The 19,508-nt window shown below is 48.0% G+C and carries 18 protein-coding genes; 7 read left to right on the top strand and 11 right to left on the bottom strand.

The window, feature by feature from the left end:
• Window positions 1-10 precede the first annotated feature (10 nt).
• Together ACLO87_RS07800 and fumC are read left to right on the top strand one after the other, a co-directional pair.
• Window positions 11-1,060 (top strand): type I glyceraldehyde-3-phosphate dehydrogenase, encoded by a 1,050-nt coding sequence (locus tag ACLO87_RS07800; RefSeq protein ID WP_430223289.1) that lies wholly within the window; start codon window positions 11-13, stop codon window positions 1,058-1,060.
• Window positions 1,061-1,082: 22 nt separating this feature from the next.
• Window positions 1,083-2,483, top strand: coding sequence for a class II fumarate hydratase (gene fumC, locus ACLO87_RS07795; protein ID WP_430219861.1), 1,401 nt, complete (start codon window positions 1,083-1,085; stop codon window positions 2,481-2,483).
• A gap of 46 nt (window positions 2,484-2,529) precedes the next feature.
• Here fumC and ACLO87_RS07790 read toward each other — a convergent pair whose 3' ends face one another.
• Window positions 2,530-2,955: a universal stress protein gene (locus ACLO87_RS07790; protein ID WP_135861620.1), complete on the bottom strand. Its 426-nt coding sequence runs from the start codon at window positions 2,953-2,955 to the stop codon at window positions 2,530-2,532.
• Window positions 2,956-3,014: 59 nt separating this feature from the next.
• On the opposite strand from ACLO87_RS07790, the gene ACLO87_RS07785 reads away from it, so the two are divergent.
• Window positions 3,015-3,353, top strand: coding sequence for a c-type cytochrome (locus ACLO87_RS07785; RefSeq protein WP_135861621.1), 339 nt, complete (start codon window positions 3,015-3,017; stop codon window positions 3,351-3,353).
• Window positions 3,354-3,355: 2 nt separating this feature from the next.
• Here ACLO87_RS07785 and nadA read toward each other — a convergent pair whose 3' ends face one another.
• On the bottom strand, window positions 3,356-4,459 hold the full coding sequence (gene nadA / locus ACLO87_RS07780) for a quinolinate synthase NadA (protein ID WP_135861622.1): 1,104 nt from the start codon (window positions 4,457-4,459) through the stop codon (window positions 3,356-3,358).
• Between the two features lie 222 nt (window positions 4,460-4,681).
• Between nadA and purT the strand changes: the two genes are divergently transcribed.
• Window positions 4,682-5,887: a formate-dependent phosphoribosylglycinamide formyltransferase gene (purT, locus tag ACLO87_RS07775; RefSeq protein WP_430223288.1), complete on the top strand. Its 1,206-nt coding sequence runs from the start codon at window positions 4,682-4,684 to the stop codon at window positions 5,885-5,887.
• 70 nt (window positions 5,888-5,957) lie between these two features.
• Here purT and ACLO87_RS07770 read toward each other — a convergent pair whose 3' ends face one another.
• The 3 genes from ACLO87_RS07770 to ACLO87_RS07760 all read right to left on the bottom strand — a co-directional run bounded on the left by ACLO87_RS07770 (window position 5,958) and on the right by ACLO87_RS07760 (window position 9,896).
• Entirely contained in the window at window positions 5,958-6,869 is a 912-nt protein-coding gene (locus ACLO87_RS07770; RefSeq protein ID WP_135861624.1) for a c-type cytochrome, read from the bottom strand.
• Window positions 6,862-8,220, bottom strand: a complete 1,359-nt coding sequence (locus ACLO87_RS07765) for a c-type cytochrome (RefSeq protein ID WP_430223287.1) — start codon at window positions 8,218-8,220, stop codon at window positions 6,862-6,864. The genes ACLO87_RS07770 and ACLO87_RS07765 overlap by 8 nt, the downstream gene beginning before the upstream one ends.
• 485 nt (window positions 8,221-8,705) lie before the next feature.
• A complete protein-coding gene (locus ACLO87_RS07760; protein WP_430223286.1) occupies window positions 8,706-9,896 on the bottom strand; it encodes a tyrosine-type recombinase/integrase in 1,191 nt (396 codons plus the stop codon).
• Between the two features lie 121 nt (window positions 9,897-10,017).
• On the opposite strand from ACLO87_RS07760, the gene ACLO87_RS07755 reads away from it, so the two are divergent.
• Both ACLO87_RS07755 and ACLO87_RS07750 read left to right on the top strand, forming a co-directional pair.
• Window positions 10,018-11,058 (top strand): DNA-binding protein, encoded by a 1,041-nt coding sequence (locus tag ACLO87_RS07755; RefSeq protein ID WP_430223285.1) that lies wholly within the window; start codon window positions 10,018-10,020, stop codon window positions 11,056-11,058.
• An 87-nt stretch (window positions 11,059-11,145) separates the two neighbouring features.
• Window positions 11,146-11,742 (top strand): hypothetical protein, encoded by a 597-nt coding sequence (locus tag ACLO87_RS07750; RefSeq protein ID WP_135862875.1) that lies wholly within the window; start codon window positions 11,146-11,148, stop codon window positions 11,740-11,742.
• A 1-nt stretch (window position 11,743) separates the two neighbouring features.
• Here the strand turns inward: ACLO87_RS07750 and ACLO87_RS07745 are convergent, their stop codons facing one another.
• The 4 genes from ACLO87_RS07745 to ACLO87_RS07730 all read right to left on the bottom strand — a co-directional run bounded on the left by ACLO87_RS07745 (window position 11,744) and on the right by ACLO87_RS07730 (window position 15,479).
• On the bottom strand, window positions 11,744-12,853 hold the full coding sequence (locus ACLO87_RS07745) for a DUF4272 domain-containing protein (RefSeq protein WP_430223284.1): 1,110 nt from the start codon (window positions 12,851-12,853) through the stop codon (window positions 11,744-11,746).
• A 180-nt stretch (window positions 12,854-13,033) separates the two neighbouring features.
• Window positions 13,034-13,474, bottom strand: coding sequence for a YtoQ family protein (locus ACLO87_RS07740; RefSeq protein ID WP_430223283.1), 441 nt, complete (start codon window positions 13,472-13,474; stop codon window positions 13,034-13,036).
• Between the two features lie 138 nt (window positions 13,475-13,612).
• Window positions 13,613-14,119: a nucleoside deaminase gene (locus ACLO87_RS07735; RefSeq protein WP_135862871.1), complete on the bottom strand. Its 507-nt coding sequence runs from the start codon at window positions 14,117-14,119 to the stop codon at window positions 13,613-13,615.
• Window positions 14,112-15,479 (bottom strand): nucleobase:cation symporter-2 family protein, encoded by a 1,368-nt coding sequence (locus ACLO87_RS07730; RefSeq protein ID WP_430223282.1) that lies wholly within the window; start codon window positions 15,477-15,479, stop codon window positions 14,112-14,114. The genes ACLO87_RS07735 and ACLO87_RS07730 overlap by 8 nt, the downstream gene beginning before the upstream one ends.
• A gap of 124 nt (window positions 15,480-15,603) precedes the next feature.
• Between ACLO87_RS07730 and ACLO87_RS07725 the strand changes: the two genes are divergently transcribed.
• Window positions 15,604-16,518: a LysR family transcriptional regulator gene (locus ACLO87_RS07725; RefSeq protein WP_430223281.1), complete on the top strand. Its 915-nt coding sequence runs from the start codon at window positions 15,604-15,606 to the stop codon at window positions 16,516-16,518.
• 118 nt (window positions 16,519-16,636) lie between these two features.
• Here ACLO87_RS07725 and dbpA read toward each other — a convergent pair whose 3' ends face one another.
• Together dbpA and ACLO87_RS07715 are read right to left on the bottom strand one after the other, a co-directional pair.
• Window positions 16,637-18,025 (bottom strand): ATP-dependent RNA helicase DbpA, encoded by a 1,389-nt coding sequence (dbpA, locus tag ACLO87_RS07720; protein WP_430223280.1) that lies wholly within the window; start codon window positions 18,023-18,025, stop codon window positions 16,637-16,639.
• Between the two features lie 101 nt (window positions 18,026-18,126).
• Window positions 18,127-19,461, bottom strand: coding sequence for a purine-cytosine permease family protein (locus tag ACLO87_RS07715; protein WP_430223279.1), 1,335 nt, complete (start codon window positions 19,459-19,461; stop codon window positions 18,127-18,129).
• Window positions 19,462-19,508: the final 47 nt, after the last annotated feature.

Genomic DNA, 19,508 nt, shown 5'->3' with positions numbered 1-19,508 from the left:
GGGAACGCCTGTGACACGCATAGCAATCAATGGATACGGTCGCATAGGGCGATGTGTTTTACGTGCTATTTATGAGCGCAAATTGCAGGATTCACTGCAAGTAGTTGCTATTAATGAGCCAGCGGATATGGAAAGCATGGCTTACCTAACTCGTTTTGACTCCACGCACGGCCCGTTTCCTGCTGCCCAAATCAGTCACGATGAGCAGTCTCTGGTGATTGATGGCCATACTATTGCTGTCACCCACGCCCAGAACCCCGAAGACGTAGACTGGAAAAGCCTAAATCTAGACTTGGTCATTGAGTGTTCCGGCGTCTATGGCAAACGTGAGCAGTTACAGCGCTTTATAGACAGCGGCTGCCCGCGTGTGCTGGTGTCTCATCCTGCCGATGGTGCAGCCGACGTAGATTACACAGCCGTGCTGGATATTAATGATGCAGGCTTAGCGGCACATCACCGTATTGTGTCTAACGCATCCTGTACCACGAATGCCATTATTCCTGTGCTGGCGGTGCTAGATAAAGCATTTGGCATAGAGCATTGCTTTCTGACTACCTTGCACTCGGTCATGAATGACCAGCCTATGATTGATGGCTACCACCACAAAGATTTGCGCCGCACTCGCTCGGCGATGCAATCTATAGTGCCGGTGGCCACTGGCTTAGCCCAAGGGGTAGAGCGCTTGTTACCGCAACTGCAGGGTAAAGTTCAGGCCAAAGCTATACGTGTTCCCATTTTGAACGTATCAGCCATCGATCTGATGGTGAATCTGCGCACTGAAACGACGCCTGAAGCGATCAATCAACTGTTTAAAGATGCCGCTGAAAAGTCCTGTACTACCATCGCCTTCACGAATCAGCCACATGCTTCCGTGGACTTCAATCATGATCCGCACTCTGTGATTGTAGATGGCAGTCAAACACGTACCAATAACGATGGCTTTGCCAATCTTTTTGTCTGGTTTGACAACGAGTGGGGCTTTGCCAATAGATTAGTAGATATTGCACAAGTCTGGGTGCAGCGCTTGGCAGAAGCCAATGAGCTGGCCTGTACTAAATAATTTTTCTCTGTAGGAGCAAAGCATGTCTGATACACGTATAGAACAGGATTCGATGGGCGACATTGCTGTCCCAGCAAATCATTACTGGGGTGCGCAAACCCAGCGCTCTATCATTAACTTCCCGATTGGAAGAGAGCGTTTCGTGTGGCAAGCACCCATGATTCAGGCATTGGGTTATCTGAAAAAAGCAGCAGCAATGGCCAACAAAGAGTTGGGCGAATTACCTGCTGAGATCGCAGACCCTATCGTGGCAGCCGCACAGTTAGTGGTTGAAAACAAATTAGATGCAGAATTCCCGTTGGTTGTGTTCCAGACTGGTTCTGGAACACAAAGCAACATGAACACGAACGAGGTAATCTCCAACAAAGCGATTGAGTTGGTAGGTGGTGTGATTGGTAGCAAAAGCCCCATTCACCCTAATGATCACGTGAACCGTGGCCAGTCCTCAAACGACACCTTCCCAACAGCCATGCACATTGCTGTGGCTTTGCAGGTTAAAGAGCGCTTGTTGCCTAGCGTGGCACAACTGCGTGACACCTTTAAAACACTGGCTGCTCGTTACGAAACACTGGTCAAAACTGGCCGTACCCACTTGCAAGATGCAACGCCAATCACGTTGGGTCAAGAAATTGGTAGTTGGGCAGCACAGTTAGATTTCGCGTTGGAACATGTTGAAGCGCAATTACCCGGTATTTACGACTTGGCTATTGGTGGTACAGCTGTTGGTACGGGTTTGAATGCTCATCCTAAATTTGGTGATACGGTTGCGCGTCATTTGAAAGAGTTGACTGGCTTGCCATTCCGCAGTGCTGAGAATAAATTCTTTGCCTTATCTGCTCACGACGCCTTGGTAAATATGTCTGCATCGTTGCGTACGCTAGCCGGTGCATTGATGAAAATTGCAAACGACGTGCGTTGGTTGGCCAGCGGCCCTCGTTGCGGTATTGGCGAGATCCAAATCCCAGAAAATGAGCCAGGTTCTTCCATCATGCCAGGCAAAGTTAACCCTACACAATGTGAAGCCATGACAATGGTGTGCGTACAGGTGTTTGGTAACGATGCTGCGGTAGCGTTTGCTGGCTCACAAGGTAACTTCCAGTTGAACGTTTACAAGCCAGTGATGGTGCACAACGTCATGGAAAGTATCGCGTTGATCAGCGATGCGTGTTTGTCTTTTGATGAACACTGCGCCGTCGGTATCTTGCCTCATGAAGAACGCATTCGTGAGAATCTAGAGAAAAACCTAATGCTGGTGACTGCTCTGAACAAACATATTGGCTACGACAAAGCAGCCAAAATTGCGAAAACAGCTCACCTGAAAGGACAAAGCCTGAAAGAAGCAGCGCTTGAATCAGGCTTTTTAACCGAAGCGGAATACGATAGCTGGATCAACCCATTGGCCATGACACAACCATCGGTATAACGCGATGAAATCCGGTAGGTGGTTTTATTTGCACCTACCGGATTCTTTATTTGATCAACGTTACTGGCACGCTTACTAAGCTCAGTACTTTAGTGGTAACAGAACCCAGCACCAATCCTGGAATAGCACCCAAACCACGGCTACCCATAATGATGTGGTCACAGTGGTGCAGTTGTACGTATTCTTCAATAGTCTCAGCAACCGAACCCGTCAGCACGCTTTTCTGAAACTTTACTCCCGACTGAGTAGCCAGTTCTACTGCTGGTGTGAGTGCAGCATTGCCTTCGTCCTGATAATATTCGTTCAGAACTTCAGGAGCAAAAAAGCGAGATACATTGCGCGACACGATAGGGGCCTGCACAGTCACAATGTGCAATTCGCCGTCCGGAATGGATTTCAGCATCGTAATTGCCATTTGCACCGCACGGGTAGAAGCGTCGGAACCATCAACTGGTACTAAAATTTTACGCATAATATATCCTCAGTGTAGGGGGAACATAATGACTATTGTAATGTGAGAATATCTACATAATGTTAAGTCGATACAGCTTTATTGCTCTTTGTTTGATACTTGCCCCGCAGCAAGCTGTAGTAGCTCAAACCTCTGCACACGACGTTCTAGAACTACTCAAGAAAAACACCTGCCTTGCCTGCCACCGCGTCGATAAAAAACTGCTTGGGCCTTCTTTCCAAAGCATTTCTGAGGCAGCGCCTGCCAGTGCAGAACGTATAGCATTACTCAAAACGCATATACGCCGTGGTAGCCAAGGTGTATGGGGGCCTGTTGCCATGCCACCCAACACCAAAATAAGTGATGCTGATCTAGAGATTATCGTAGAGTGGATAGTATCTGGGGCCACAGAGCACTAATATCAAGCGGCCTGTAACACCTGCTGTAGTTGCTTGCGTAATGCGGTATCCGCAGAGAAGTCCAGCATACGTTTTAAGCTTTTCTCTGCTGCAAACCGAATAGACTCCTCTACCTGAATCTCGTTTTGATTGCCTGTTAGGCTACCTAGCAATGCGGGCAAATTATTGAGGCTCATCCACGGGCAAAACGCACAACTTTTACAGGTAGCTCCAACACCGCCCGTAGGCGCGGGCATAAATTTCTTATGCGGTAAGAGTTGCTTGAGCTTATGTTGTAGCCGCTGGTCGGTGGCTACAATAAATAACGTGTTTGGAAACCTAGCGGCTGCTGCCAAAATCTGCGATGTGGAGCCAATAAAATCAGCATGCTCTAGTACATTGGCGGGTGCTTCTGGATGCGCCAATACACAAGCTTCTGGATAGCGTTTTTTCATCACCAAAAGCTCATCGGCTTGGAACTCATCGTGTACCAGACACGAGCCTTGCCATAACACCATATCAGCGCCGGTTGTGTGCTGTATGTAGGAACCCAAGTGTCTATCGGGGGCCCACAGTATCTTTTTGCCTTGCTGGTGCAAGTGTAGGACGATTTCTTGACCCACGGCTGAGGTGACCACCCAATCTGCGCGAGCTTTGACGGCTGCGCTGGTATTGGCATAGACCACAACTTCTCGGTCTGGGTGTTGATCACAAAAGGCCTCGAAAGCAGAGATCTCACACCCTAAGTCTAGTGAGCAAGTGGCCTGCATATCTGCCATTAATACGCGTTTTTGCGGGCTTAGGATTTTGGCGCTTTCACCCATAAACCGTACGCCAGCAACCAGAAGGGTAGAGCTGTCGCAATCACGGCCGAACCTCGCCATTTCTAAGGAATCAGCCACACAGCCACCTGTTTCTTCTGCCAAATCTTGAATCACAGGGTCTACGTAGTAATGGGCCACTAACGTAGCGTCTTGTGCCTTTAACTGTTCACGTATTTGGTTTTTGTAGGTTTCTACGTCAGTATCGGCAATAGGCTCTGGCACATTGGCCCATGCCGTGGCTAACCGCACCGAACCAGACGTGGCGTCGGGCAAGTCAAAATAGATTTCTTTTAGGCTCTCCACCTGACGTTCTCCTTATATGCTCAAATTGAGCTTAATTAATGTAGAACATAGGGCTAGAAAAAACAAGCCATAGCCTTAAAATCGTTGCATTAACTGCTTTTACAGGCTGTAATGCGACGAAAATAGCGTCTAAACCGAATATTGCCTACGGCTAACAAGGTTGCGTTTACAATGCTTCTTTGTGAATTTATTGTATTTGAGTCTGTTATACCGGAGTCACTCATGAAGCCATTAGGTACACCGCTAAGTCCTGCTGCAACTCGCGTCATGCTTTTAGGCGCAGGAGAGTTGGGTAAGGAAGTCATTATTGCCTTGCAACGTCTAGGCGTAGAAACCATTGCGGTTGATCGCTATGAGAATGCTCCTGGTCACCAAGTAGCGCACCATGCTTTTGTCACGGATATGCGTGATGCCAACGCGCTAACTGCGCTGATTGAGCAGGTTAAACCGCACATTATTGTGCCTGAGATCGAAGCTATCGCTACCGATGCACTCGCTGCGGTAGAAGCTGCAGGTAAAGCGCGTGTTGTGCCTATGGCGCGTGCCACACAGCTCACGATGGACCGCGAGGGTATTCGTCGCTTAGCCGCTGAAACACTAGGTTTGGCAACTAGCCCCTACAAATTCTGCAACACCCTAGATGAGCTGAAAGCGGCGATTCAAGACCATATTGGCTACCCTTGTGTGATCAAGCCGCTAATGAGTAGTTCTGGCAAAGGTCAAAGCAAGATCAGTGGCCCTGAAGACATTGAAAAAGCGTGGAATTACGCTATGGAAGGCGGTCGTGTTAGCCAACAGCGCGTGATCGTAGAAGGCTTTATTGATTTCGATTATGAAATCACGCTATTGACGGTACGTAGTCTAGATGCTCAAGGTGCTGTGCAGACCAGTTTCTGCGCACCAATCGGCCACAAGCAAGTGGATGGTGACTATGTAGAAAGCTGGCAACCACACCCTATGAGCAATGCAGCGCTGGAATCTGCGCAGCATATTGCGGCGTCTATCACGCAAGATTTGGGGGGGCAAGGCATTTTTGGCGTTGAGTTGTTCGTCAAGGGTGATCAAGTGTGGTTCAGTGAAGTAAGCCCACGCCCACACGATACTGGCATGGTCACCATGGTGACACAGCGTCAAAACGAATTTGAACTGCATGCGCGTGCGATTCTGGGTCTTCCTGTTTCTACAGCCTTGTTGGCTCCTGGCGCTAGCGCTGTAATTTATGGTGGCGTGGACAGTAAAAACGTAACGTTTGATGGTGTAGCCGAAGCGCTAAGTATTCCGCAATCAGACCTACGTTTGTTTGGTAAACCAGAAAGCTTTACTAAACGTCGTATGGGTGTCGCATTGGCCTACGACGAAACTGTAGAAGCAGCACGTGAACGTGCGAAGAAAATCGCTGCAACTGTACGCGTCAGCGCTGCAGAATAAGTTAGACGAAAAAAAGGCTGCCGGGGAGGGCAGCCTTAAATCTGGCTTGAAGGGAGATTAATTTCTTATATTAGTAACGTGCATCCTTTGGTTTTTTACCATTAGGCCAATCGTTCACTTTGCCGGCAAAGTCAGGTCTAGGCATATGGGTGAAGTATTCCGCAATATCTACTGCGTCCTGATCATCCAACACACCACCTTGCCCCCATGCGCCATGATCTTCAACGCTCATGGGCATGTTGTACTTGATGAAAGCAGCGGCTTTGTAAGTACGTGCTAGACCCGCACCAATATTGAAAGACTCATCACCCCATAGTGGTGGGAACACAATATTGCCACGTTCATCTTTTAGGCCTTCGCCATTCGCACCATGACAGGTTGCACATTGTGCGGCGTATAAGTCACGACCACGTTCAGTATTAGGTACTAAGCTTTCATCCACAGCACCAGCAATAGGCACCTGCGCTTTTTGGCCTGGCTCCATACCTTGTGACAACCATTTCATGTAGTCCAGCATACCTACCATTTCTGCGGAATCTACTGGTAATGGCTTACCGTTCATCGAGCGCATAAAACACCCGTTAATACGGCCAGCCAAATCTACCATCTTGCCAGAACGCGGCATGACTTTAGGGTAGGTCACAAAACTGTTGATGTAGTGTGCGCCCAAAGGTGCTTTACCTTCAGCGATGTGGCAGCTACTACAGTTCATCATTGCGCCCACATTGTCAGGCAATAAACGACGTGTTTCATTCAACAAACGTTTACCGTACAAAATGGATTCTGCGTTAGGTTCGTTTGCAATCAACAGATCGGACGGTATTTGGTACTGGCCAACCACCTGCTTGGTTTCTACGTCAATAATAGGGTAGCTAGTTTCTGTTGGGCCTGTCAGGGTAGGGCTTGCAAGGCTATACCAAGAAGCACCTGCAATACCAGCAATCGCCAAGGCTACTACAGAAAGGGTTTTGGCTTTACTCATGGCTGGCTCCTTCAGGAAGGATGTTAGGCGATTTTTTCGCAACGAACTGACGAATATGAGCTACGTCTTCAGCGTTCACCGTAGGCGCTTCGTTAGTCCAGCTGGTGCGGATGAAATTCACCACATCAGCCACTTCCTGATCGCCTAAATGACGGAATGCAGGCATGGTGAATGTCATTGCATCTACTTCGTTTTCTGGCATGCGGCCACCTTCCAAAGTCACTTGGATGACGGATTGCGCATTGTTAGCAAATACAGCGGAGTTACCATCCAACGCAGGGAATATACGTGGCACACCTTTACCATCAGCACGGTGACAGGTTACGCAGTGTTCAGCGTACAGCCACGCGCCTGGAGTAGTGTATTGGCCATCCAATTGTGCTTGGGTAGTGGTATCAACTTGATGTGGGATCTCTGGGTTACGGCCTTTTACCGGAGGCAATGCCTTCAAGTATTGCGCCATCGCACGTTGATCTTCTGGGGTCATGTACTGAGTACTGTGTTCCACTACATCAGCCATCGCACCAAATGCGGCTACTTTGTCTGTTCTACCGGTGGCAAAGAAATCTACCAGCTCATCTTCTGTCCAACTCGCTAGACCACGGCCTTCACCACGCAAGCTTTTTGCACGCCAACCATCAATCACGGCACCAGACAAGAAGTCATCACCGTCATTCAGGCTCATGGCTAGTTCTTGGTAAGCCAAACCGCGAGGGGTGTGACAGGCTCCACAATGGCCAGGGCCTTGCACTAAGTAAGCGCCGCGGTTTTTGATGCTATCTACGGCATCATCAGCGATGAATTTCTGATCTTTAGGAGCAAACATCCATTGCCACCACGCAATAGTCCAGCGCATCTGGAACAACTTGGGCAATGTAGGCTCTGCATTTTCTTGTTTAACTGCCGGCACACCACGCATGAAGTACGCATACAGCGCATTCATGTCGTCATCGCTCATGATGGCGTAGGAAGGGTAAGGCATAGCAGGGTACAAGGCTGCACCATCTTTACGCACGCCATGTTGTACTGCTGTCTTGAATTCGTCTAGGGTGTAGCTACCAATACCAGTATCTACATCGGGCGTGATGTTTGTTGAGTAAATCGCCCCCAGCGGTGTTTGCATTGCCAGACCACCGGCATACTCTTTACCACCAGGAACGGTATGACAGGCCACGCAGTCACCGGTACGGGATACATAGGATCCTTGCTTGATGAGTTTTTCATCATCCAAGTTCAAGTTGCTCGCAGAAGAGGACGTTATGCTACGTTGCGAAAGAATAAGCTGTGATCCGCCATAACCGACCCCCAGCGCAACCAGTGCAACAATCAGGGTTTTAGACAAGGCTTTCATAAACACTACCCATAATTAATAAAGAAATGTGTCAATTAACTTCAATGTCACACTCAATACTCATGGTATAGAGAGCCTATATGGGTAGAAACCCTTATCGAATTCATGTTTGATCTAGCGCAAGACCTATATAGATAAGGCTATAACGGCATGAAAATCGTACGCTCAGGGCAACAAATACACTAAATGATCTATTGCTATAGCGCTTTGCTAGACTAAACCGTGTAACGAAAAATTCATGCCTAAAATACGCATAACTATTTGATAATTATACTATTTATTTAATTTAGGCTTATAATGTTTCTCAAGAATGTATTAAGAAGATAAGCAAAAAAGGCGTAAGAAAGGCTGATTTTCTAGCATAAAGAATACTTTTAGGGACAGTCGTAGCATTAATGCGTTACGGCAAAGTTACTTTACCTACAGCGCCCACAAGCACGCTAAATTCGTGCCACTTCAAGAGGGGCAATGCGCTCTAAAGCTATTTACCACTGAATTTTATGGTGTTGCTCTGTCTCTTGGTGTCTCGCATCATCAGCGGAGTGCAGGTAAATATTGGTAGTGGTCAGCGATTCATGGCCCAAGTTGTCACGCACATGACGTAAGTCCACCTGTTTATTGGCCATATGTGATCCTGCTGTATGACGCAGCCAGTGCGCAGAGGCTTGTTCTAACTGCCGCGCTTGCCACTCTAAGTCTGGATTGCTGCTGCGAATTCTTTCTGCTGTAGCGTTAAAGACTGATTTCACAATGCCGTGCACCCCCGCACGTGTTAATGCTCTCTGCTGATGGCCTATAGGCAGCAGCAGCGGTGTAGTCTCTGTGGCGTTTGGGTAGGGTGGCAGCGATTTTTCACGTCTATAACGCAATAACTCAGCCATTAATTCAGTGGTAGCCGGCACAATGCGTGTTTTATTGCCTTTACCTGTAATTTCCAGCCACCAACGCTCTACGCCATCATTGCCACGTCTACAAAAGAAACCAGACATCTGGTTCTCTATTACCTCAGAAATACGCAAACCACACACGTATAACAACGAAAACAACCAACGTAAACGCGCATAGTGTTCACGCTCTCTATCGGTGTCTTGAGGTAGATAGGTGATAGTACGTTTCACTTCTAACCAAATATCGTCATCTAAGTACCGGCTGACGCGAGGGGCCGCATTACGAGACCGTTGTTTGGTTAATGACAATGGATTTCCTGCCAAGTAGCCGGCAGCGACCAGCCAGGAAAACATGGAATTTAGGATGATGACAGCTTGCCGTTGACTCGCTTGAGATAACGGCCCAGCAAAAGGACACCATTCAGGGTGCGATCTAGGCACTTTACGGCCAGCAGGCATTACCCATTGTGCGGCGGGTTGTGGGTCCGTTAAGAAATACTGATAGAGCACAAGATCTTCGTGCGTGAGCGAAGAAATAGGCTTACGCATGGCGATAGTGGCCCATAACAATAAACGCTCAGCTTCTTTACGGTAATTGCTAAAGGTGTGAGGGGAGTTCACGAAACGGGCTAACCATGCCTTGATGGCATCAATGTCTGTGGCTGCACTGATCTGTGAACGGCCGCCTATCGCTCTATTTGTGCCGTTGCTTCCATCTATTTGCGCAGATCGTGGGAGATGCTCAAGGGGAGGGAAGCGCATTAGCGCCGTTGAATTGCTCTCAGACATGATTTCCCCCTATACCCATCTAGTAATTTGACATTATAAGAGTAATGTCAAATTTTAATCAATAATAATTGTATTCTTAACATATTACGTTGTATTATCAATTATCGAATAAGGAATAATGATGAATACAGCAAATACCAGCGAAATAAGCCTAAATGCCGAGGTTGAGGCGCTTAAAGAGCGTTTCTCAAACACACAAGAGCTTTATAGGGAAGTCTGTGCCTTGTTATTCTTCAGATACGGCACTACGCCCACCGCTAACAAGCTTTATCAGCTAGTTCGTAAGGGCAGCATGAGTGCGCCATCACAGGCATTGGTCACATTCTGGGAGGAATTGCGCGAAAAAAGCCGTACACGCATCGAGCATCCTGATCTACCCGAAGCACTCACATCTGCCGCCGGTGAGCTTATTGCTACTTTGTGGCGTCAGGCTCAGGAAGCTGCGCAAGAATCCTTAGAAACATTCAAGGCCGAAGCACAAGCTACAGTCGATAACGCCAGAATGGATGTGGCGGCGTTTGAACTAGAACGCGATAGAGCCTTACAAAGAGAGCAGGCCACGCAACAAACTCTTGCTGCTGCAGAGCAAGAAATTATTAGCTATAGAGAAGAACTAGCCGCTGCTAACGAAGCCAGACTGGCGCTCACCAAGGCCATAGAACAAACGCAGTACGATAACCAGGCCTTGCAGCAGCAGTTGCACGACGTCAGAAAAGAGTTCAGTACAGAATTGGAAAAACTGCATCACGCTGCACAGCTATCCGAAACGCGCTCCAGAGACACTGAAAAGCGCCTCATGTTGGATGTAGATAGAGAAAGGCTCGCTACCGTTAAGGCACAGCGAGAAACAGATGCGGTACGTGCGGCAGCCAAAGCCGCAGAAGACGAACAACTTGCCGCGCTAAAACAGCTAGAGCAACAATTGCAGAGCAGTCAACACGAGAACGGGAAACTAGAAGGCGCCTTACAAACGTTAAATCTTAATCTTGAGCGTTCTGATAGCGAGCTCAAAGCGCTATATCAACAAATAGCTCAGGCAAACGCTGAAATAGTCATGCTAAGAGAACAACACGCATCAAGTGGCGTGCAGAAAACAGCCAAGCGTAAAGGCATGAAGGTTTTAGAGGGTAGGGCACGACGCACACCTACCGCTAAGCCTTAAGCTATGTAGATACCGCTACAATTTAGCCATATAGCCGCCCATACAGTACGTACCACGTACTACCTAGATACTCTACAGAACCCACTCATGTTTACTGCCGCTACACTACGCACGCTTTTAGAACCTTTTGGCCAACTACACTCACAGACAGCAGTTGAGTGGACCGATCTCAACGCCTTGCCCGCAGCTATCGCTGATTTTTATCTGCACGTAGGGCCTTTGGGTAAGACCTACTATGAAAAAGTAGGCCCAGTAGGTTGCACCTTAACCGTTGGCGGCAACCCAGTGTGTATTCCTCCACTTAGCAAACTTGCTTCACTGCAGGCTGGATACGCCTGGTCAGAGAGCCCCGAACACGCGCTTGAGGATTGGGACTCCAATTGGCTTGTTATCGCCGAGCAAGGTGGTGATCCCTTTATTTACGACAAAAGCACAGGGCATGTCTTATTTGCTTTCCATGGTGCGGGAAAATGGGAACCTACTTTCTTTGCTAAAGACTTGAACACCGCAATAGGTGCTTTAGCGACCGTCGCCACCAGCTATTGCGCATTGGATGACGATCAATTTGACGATGAAGCACTGGTTGAAACGGGCTATCACAGCATACGTACAGACCTTGCTACGGCTTTAGGTAGCATAGATGAAGCCCAACGAATGCTAGATGCTTGGGAATTCAACCAATAGATCATGTAGGGGTGTCTATATCATCCCAGGCTGTACCAATATCATTTTGAAAGTTAGTCAGCCAATTTAGCGCATAGTGCCTTTCCATCACCACGCCTGAAATTAACCCCTCAACGTCAGCATCACTTTGCGCAGCCTGCCTAGTAATCCAATGCTGGCGCCACGTTAGATCAAGTTGATCCAAAATTTCAGCCGTGGGACGCAATGTAAATACATGGCCAGTATTGTTGAGCTCAATCAGTCTCATTGCTTTATCAAACATCACTTGAGACTCTACAACGTCTGAGGCGGGTGACAATGGCTCAGGCTGCTTAGATAACGCCCACAACAAAACATTCAACGCCTCATGCCGCCAGCTCATCTGTATTGCCATATGCTCATCTGGCTCTTCAGCAGAAATAAAGGCTTTCTCTTGCGGGCTTAGCATCGCCAACCCAACAGGGTTGTGCTCAGCCATAAACGGCAAACTACTGTCTTCCTTATCTAAAATAACCAGCCCTTCAGACGCTACGCAAAACAAGCTAAGTGCGCGGTGTACGACATCGGATACCGATCGCAGATGAACCTCAGCCTCAGCCAATACGGGAGGCATAGAAGCGGGCGGGGTAGGGTTTAGCTGAGCCAACTGCTTCAGACTTTTTTCACGTCGTGCTAAAGCGTCAGGCAGATACGGCAAGGCTTCATGTTCAAAAAACAAGCCATCAGCAGTCATTAACAAAGTCAGATCTGGCGTTCGCACGGAACCATCTGGCATAAACAGCAACGCATTAGCACGCGCCGCCCAGGCGCTCATTGCTGATAAATCCTGTTGCTTCACCTTCATGCTAATGTGATTTTGCACACGCTGAAGATGACGCCATAGGTGATAACGCATGGCAGTCATTTGACCATCGCCACGGCTCATTACATACCCAATAAAGCCATCTAAATGTTCTGCTAAATCAGGGTCAGAAAGATCGCGCTGACCCAGTAGCTCGTGCGGGAAGTCCAATTCTGGAATGTCTGTAACGGTTGCATAGGCATTGACGAGTACTACTTCCTCGCTCGTATCAGCGCTAGTTTCTGTCGTCGTTGCTTGTCGTTTGCCTAGAATGCGTTTCAGTAAGCCCACTTGCGTCTCCCATAATGATGCAAAACTATACTACAGCGCGCACGGTGCCATCGGCTCTCTAGGCTTATATATCGCAAACAATTGTTAGGCAAAACATGACTGGTCTCGTACGGTTAGCCACCTTTCTTAGCACGAGTGCATAACAAAAAAGCCGCCACATACTGGCGGCTTTTTGCTTGCTTAGGCTTTCAGCGTATAACGCAAAATTTCCACTACTTGTTCAGGCGTTGTCGCCCAGGCTTGAGCATTGGCATCCACCTCTTTAAGTGGGTGGATAATGTCTTCTGCGTGCAGGGTAATATAGGGCTTACCCAAGGCGGCACAGAAACCAGCATCAAAAGCGGCATTCCATTGCTTGTACTTATCACCAAAACGTACTACTACCAGATCGGCTTTCTCGATCAAGGTACGCGTACGAATGGCATTTACTTTGGATGACTTGTGATCACGCCAAAACGACTCGCTTTCAGGACCTAAATGGTCGCCTGCCGCGTCACTGGCCTCATGATCAGTCACTGGTGCGGTGAAAAGAATGTCCAATCCGGCCGCGCGGGCACCGTTGGCGATCTGCTCACGCCAATCCGTGTGAATCTCGCCAGACAAATAGACGGTAAAGCTCATGTAAATCTCCATAAATAAAAAGTCGGGCTAGCCCCGAGGGGAGCGCCCGACTCACTCAAGCAGACTACACCATAGCATGCTGTGCTAGATAAGGAACCTACACAGCATGATGCGCAGTATTTAAGACTGTAATACCACTTAGGTCCAGAAGCCGTGATGTGGAACAGCAGCTTCCTCTTCGATCAAAGGGCCTATGACTGTAACGGGTCTTTGGCCACGAGCAAACACCTCTCTACATGGCAACGAAAATGTAGGGTTTTCGGGATGATCGCCAGTTAACTCTAATAGTTTTTCTTCGGCTAATGCATAGACTACACGCCCTATACCGCACCAATAAATTGCTCCAGAACACATGCAGCAAGGCTCAGCACTAGTATATAAGGTGCATTTGGCGAGCTCTTCAGGAGACAGCAACTTAGCAGCTTCTGCAGCAGCACGTAATTCTGCGTGTTGTGTTGGATCTCCCTCAGGTGGCATAGAGTTATTTCCAGCCATGCAGACTATTGTTCCATTACCATCTGCCACTAGTGCGGCAAAAGGGTGTCTACCGCTGTTCTTAGATTGCTCAGAGAGCACAATGGTTTGACGTAGCAGTTTCATATCTCTGGGACTGAGCTCTGTACTGTCAACGTAAGTATTAGTCATGATTAACTCCTTTCTGGTGTGCAAGAATAGGGGCCGCAGAGTCTTCTTTGCCGGCCGCTAGCGTTTCTTTGGTATTGAGTAATAGGTTCAACAAAATGGCGGTGATCGCGGCTAAAAAGATGCCGCTTTCCACAAACAGTTTTAGTGGGCCATCTACGCGTTGAAATAGGGCAGGGAATGACATGGGCAATACCCCCACACTGATGGAAACAGCCACAATCAAGCCGTTTCGTGTTCCTTCGAACCTCACCCTACTCAGCTCTTGAATACCCGCAACCGTTGTCATGCCAAACATCACAATGGCGCAACCACCTAACACCGGACGAGGGATGGTCGCAATTAAGGCGCCGAGTTTAGGGAAAAGCCCCATCAAAATCATAATGACGCCAGCTGCTGCCACGACAAACCGACTACGCACATTCGACATGGCGATTAAGCCAGTATTCTGAGTAAAAGCGTTATACGGAAAGCTGTTAAATACACCGCCAAGCATGGTAGATAAACCATCTGCCCGGAAGGCATCGCCTAGTGTGGTTTGATTGGCTGGTTTACCCGTTATTTTTCCAATAGCCAGTACATTGCCGGTGGTCTCAGCCATGATGACTAGCATCGCCATCATCATGACCAGTGTGGGGGCTAATGCGAATTGCGGCATCCCAAAAGCAAAAGGTGGGCTTAATTCAAACCATGCCGCCTCACCAACACGTGTGAAATCGGTGTATCCCATTGCCATGGCGAGAGCAGTACCAAACAACAAGCCAATTAACACTGACAGGTTGCCTACAAAGCCTGAGAACTTCGCATGAATGAACAAAATAATGGCGATGGTAGCTAAGCCCAACAGTAAATTCTCGGGCGCACCAAAATCTGCTGCATCTGGATTACCCCCTCCTAGCCATATAGCTGCAGCCGGCATCAGCGAGATACCAATAACGCTAATCAGACTTCCTATGACTACTGGCGGGAAGAACTTCAATAAACGACTAAATAAGGGAGCAATCACTATGGTTAATGCACCTGCTGCAATCACAGCACCGAACACAGTCGTTAGACCATATTGCTGACCAATCATGATCATGGGGGCAATAGCAATAAACGAGCAGCCTTGGATTAAGGGCAGACGAGCACCAAAGCGCCAAAAGCCTAAGGTTTGAATTAACGTGGCAACGCCAGAGGTCAGTAAGTTGGCATTGATCAACGTAATCATTTGCTCAGTAGTCAGCCCTAAGGCGCTACCTAAAATAAGCGGTACGGCTACGGCGCCGGCGTACATAACGAGCACGTGTTGCAAGCCAAAGCTAGCCAACTGCCGTAAGGGTAGAACCTCATCTACTGGATGAACTGAATCGCTGTTTTTCATACTTGTCTCCTTTGTGGTGGATGCCACGTAGTACTCTTTTTGTTAGAGCTTGCTGCTATCATCAATCAGCTTTGCAATTGAACATAATTAATATTCATCGGAAAATCCGATAGATGAGAGAGACATGCGTTTTTCAATCGAGCAGCTAGAAATGTTTAGCGCAGTAGCTAGACAAGGATCTTTTTCAGCAGCCGCACGCGCCATCAGTAAAAGCCAATCAACAGTGAGTGCCGCTGTCGCCAACTTAGAGGTAGATCTAGGTGTAGAGCTTTTTGATAGACAAGCAAAACTGCCCGTTTTAACCCCTGCTGGGGTGCAGTTGTTGCGTCAAGCAGAACTAGTTTTGGATAGATGCAGCAACCTGGAAATGCATGCGCATCAGCTATTGGATATTCCGCAGTCAGAGCTTTTGTTAGCGATAGAAATTCCGTACCCAGTGCTTGCCCAACCTTTACAAGCGCTGTCTACGCAATTTCCTTATTTAGATGTGACGATTCGCCATCCAATGGACGGCGATGTGGCTGTACTGGTGCAGAAGGGGGAGGTAGATCTTGGGATCACTTTTTCGCAACCGGCGTATGCTCGCGGTATAGCATTCAGACAAATGGGTAAGTTGATATTGACTCACGTCGCGCATAAAGACCACCCATTAGCGTACTATGCATCCATTAGCTTTGCTGAGCTACGAGCCCATCGCCGATTAACATTTTCAGCCTATGGGCATAGATTGCCTTCCACTGAGTATTTAACCGCAGGGAATAGCTGGCAGGCGGAAAGCTATTCAGCGCTACTAGAAATGACTAGAGCCGGTTTAGGCTGGACTACATTGCCAAGGCAGTCGATTCTGCGAGAAATTGAGTCTGGGGAATTAGTAGAATTACCACTAGAGGCCTACCCACATACAGACTGGGTTGTGGGTGTGGATTTGCTATGGTCACAACAAGCACAACTAGGCCAAGCTTCTACGTGGTTAAAGCATTACCTACAGGAATTTAAGGTGTTTGAACTGGATAGAAATGGAAATAAAACCATTTTGTAGCGCCAAGGCTCTCACTACTCAATGAGTGTCTGAGCTTGTTTATAGCGTTTTGACCTGTCATAACGAAACTTGCCCCAATAGGGGCAAGTAGTCATGTGGCAATAGCGTGAGTAATCGCTTACCTATCTTCCAAAAAACGCATGCGGAAACGACGACCTTTGATGTTGCTGTTAGCAATGCGATCAAAGTACTTTCTGGCGATTTTTCTATCTAAGGCCACGTAGCTGCTGTACTCAGTAATGGCTATTTTGCCTACTTGATCGCCTCTCAAACCTACGTCGCGAGTGAGCGCACCCAATAAGTCGCCAGGGCGTAGTTTGTCTTTCTTACCGCCTTGTATTTGCAAGGTCATCATCGGTGCTAACAAAGGCTCTTGAGACTTAGCACGCAAACCTTTTGCTTGGCCCCATTTCACTGGGCTGCCTTGGTACTCTTCAATCTGTTTTACCCAGCGCATTTCGCTGCCGGATACCAAGCTCAACGCTAGACCTTTTTGATCGCCTCGGCCACTACGTCCCACACGGTGTACGTGTACTTCCGCGTCTTTGGTCACATCTACGTTGATCACTGCCTCAAGGTTCTGAATGTCCAAACCTCGAGATGCCACATCGGTAGCCACCAATACGGCACAACTTTTGTTCGCAAACTGAATGAGGATTTCGTCTCTATCACGCTGATCTAAATCACCCGTCAGTGTTTCAGCGCTAATGCCTTCGGAGCGCAGTTCCTCTACCACCTCTTGGCAACGCATTTTGGTATTACAGAACACCAAGGTAGAAGCAGGGCGGAAGTGCTTCAGTAGAGTCACGACCGTGCTGAGTCTATTGTCAAAACTAACTTCGTAGAAGATCTGTTCGATCTGGCTAGAGCTATGCAGAGCTTCAACTTTGATCTCTACAGGGTTCTTTAAGAATCTAGCGCTGATTTTACGGATGTTGTCAGGGTACGTAGCCGAAAACAGCAGGGTTTGGCGACGGGTAGGGCAATGCGATGCAATGGCAATCATGTCGTCTTTGAAACCCATGTCTACCATGCGATCGGCTTCATCCAGCACCAGAGTTTTTAAGGCGGTGAGATCTAAATTGCCTCTGTCCAAGTGGTCTTGAATACGGCCTGGTGTACCCACAACAACGTGAGCACCATTACGTAGTGCTTCAGTTTGCGGTCTAGAAGGTACGCCACCATATAACGTCAGCATACGAACGTTAGGGATTTGGCGGGCCAAACGACGTAGTTCAGTCGTGACTTGATCAGCCAACTCACGAGTAGGGCAGACCACGAGGGCTTGAGGTTCTAATTTGCTAGGGTCTAACGTTTGCAGTAGCCCCAAGCCAAACGCAGCGGTTTTACCACTACCGGTTTTGGCTTGGGCTATCAGGTCTTTACCGTCCAGAATCAAAGGCAAACTTTGCTCCTGAATAGCAGTCATGTTTTCAAAACCCAAACCTTGCAGGGTTTCAAGCAAAACAGGCAACAGGGGGAGCGTATTAAAAGATGTAGTGGACATAAAAGCCAGATAAAAAGTACTGCAAAATAAAAATATACCTACAGTTTACCTTTAGCTGGCCCTTCGCTGTGAAATATGAGGATAGCTAGCACCTAATTGCTTCACTCTGCTGCCACGGTTGGCACAGTGGCAGGGGCGCGTGCGAAAGCAGCATATACCACTGAAGCGATCACAATCGTTACGGGAGCAGAAAAACTGCTGTACGCACCGCCTACATGCATAATCGTGATCCCCGTTAAGGCTGCCAACAACCACGCCATTACAGCCCCAACTCGTAGAAAGGTTACATGCTCAAGTTGCTGTTGTATGTAGGTTGCCGAGGTCTGTTTATGCGTTAGGGCAATGTGCGTTAAGGCCATAGCTACCCAAGCCACAACGAAAATACCTTGATAGGCTAAGGCTTGCAGCAAATAGCTAAAGACGTCGGCCAACATCAAGACGTACACAAGGCCCGCTACCACAAGCGCCCACAACAGATAGTGTCCTCTGACGCCGATGAGTTGGGTCATACAGGCTTGCATATTTGTAGCGGCCAAATAGAAGTTCGCGGTATTGATACGGGTTTGTGTGGCCCAGACAAACAGCAATCCCAACACACCCATCATTTTTAACAGCGCCAACAAAACCGAAACTTCGCTTAGACCACCGTCCAAAGGCACACTCGCCACTAAGAAAATACCGGCTAGGCCACTGAGGAAAAACGCCACAAAATAAAAAGGCATCCCAAAGTTAACACGTGCATGAAAGCGGCTGTCTTCTTTTTTGCCATAACGTGCATAGTCAAAGGTGTACATCATCAGTACCCAAATGCCCATGTAATACACAAAGGTATGCCACCACCCGTATGGGCTAGGTTCTGCCGGACCTAAGGCCAGCCACTGATCGTTATAGCCATACAAACTGATGGCCAAGACAATGGCAGCCACTAAACCAATAATGTAGACGGGCAACAAGATAGCGTTGAGTCGGTCTAGCCAGCGCATTGCATTACCAAACATTAATGGCACACTCAGCAGCACGACAACTAATGCCGCTAACGGGTAGCTCACACTAGGAAAGACGGTAGTAATACCTACTGCGATGACTGAGCCTTCAAAAATGGCGTAGTACATGGCGGTGGCAAAGAAGATTAAGGTAGCGATGACAGATCCTGTTCTGCCCAAGAGAATTTGTGAAAACAAAGCTACTGATAGCCCCGTTTTAATGGCATAGCGTGCAATGACAGCATTAATCAAGCCGTATACCACTACAGACATGGCCATACCGATAATGGCGTTGATAGCACCAAAATTTAAAGCCAAACTTGCCGCGACCACTAAATAAAACATAGCACTACAGACTCCCCACCATGCCATCATCAAGTTGTTTCTTGATAAGCGAGCGCTAGGGGGAACAAGCATTTCAGCGATGGTTGTTGATCCAGTTTGTTGCGTCATAATTGTCTCCTTGGTCTTTTTGTAAACACGTTACGCCACTGAATTAC

Origin of the sequence: Paenalcaligenes sp. Me52 (assembly GCF_050487965.1) — a bacterium.
In the GTDB taxonomy this organism is placed as follows: Bacteria; Pseudomonadota; Gammaproteobacteria; order Burkholderiales; family Burkholderiaceae_B; genus Paenalcaligenes.
Note: the sequence above shows the minus strand (reverse complement) of the source record. Positions and strands in the feature narration are given on the sequence as shown.

Bases quoted from the DNA above. Each gene is read 5' to 3' on its own strand.
- ACLO87_RS07725 (WP_430223281.1), top strand. From the start codon at position 15,604: ATGCGTTTTTCAATCGAGCAGCTAGAAATGTTTAGCGCAGTAGCTAGA.
- ACLO87_RS07755 (WP_430223285.1), top strand. From the start codon at position 10,018: ATGAATACAGCAAATACCAGCGAAATAAGCCTAAATGCCGAGGTTGAG.
- ACLO87_RS07735 (WP_135862871.1), bottom strand. From the start codon at position 14,119: ATGACTAATACTTACGTTGACAGTACAGAGCTCAGTCCCAGAGATATG.
- ACLO87_RS07785 (WP_135861621.1), top strand. From the start codon at position 3,015: ATGTTAAGTCGATACAGCTTTATTGCTCTTTGTTTGATACTTGCCCCG.
- fumC (WP_430219861.1), top strand. From the start codon at position 1,083: ATGTCTGATACACGTATAGAACAGGATTCGATGGGCGACATTGCTGTC.
- purT (WP_430223288.1), top strand. From the start codon at position 4,682: ATGAAGCCATTAGGTACACCGCTAAGTCCTGCTGCAACTCGCGTCATG.
- dbpA (WP_430223280.1), bottom strand. From the start codon at position 18,025: ATGTCCACTACATCTTTTAATACGCTCCCCCTGTTGCCTGTTTTGCTT.
- ACLO87_RS07730 (WP_430223282.1), bottom strand. From the start codon at position 15,479: ATGAAAAACAGCGATTCAGTTCATCCAGTAGATGAGGTTCTACCCTTA.
- ACLO87_RS07715 (WP_430223279.1), bottom strand. From the start codon at position 19,461: ATGACGCAACAAACTGGATCAACAACCATCGCTGAAATGCTTGTTCCC.
- ACLO87_RS07770 (WP_135861624.1), bottom strand. From the start codon at position 6,869: ATGAGTAAAGCCAAAACCCTTTCTGTAGTAGCCTTGGCGATTGCTGGT.
- ACLO87_RS07790 (WP_135861620.1), bottom strand. From the start codon at position 2,955: ATGCGTAAAATTTTAGTACCAGTTGATGGTTCCGACGCTTCTACCCGT.
- ACLO87_RS07740 (WP_430223283.1), bottom strand. From the start codon at position 13,474: ATGAGCTTTACCGTCTATTTGTCTGGCGAGATTCACACGGATTGGCGT.
- ACLO87_RS07765 (WP_430223287.1), bottom strand. From the start codon at position 8,220: ATGAAAGCCTTGTCTAAAACCCTGATTGTTGCACTGGTTGCGCTGGGG.
- ACLO87_RS07750 (WP_135862875.1), top strand. From the start codon at position 11,146: ATGTTTACTGCCGCTACACTACGCACGCTTTTAGAACCTTTTGGCCAA.
- ACLO87_RS07760 (WP_430223286.1), bottom strand. From the start codon at position 9,896: ATGTCTGAGAGCAATTCAACGGCGCTAATGCGCTTCCCTCCCCTTGAG.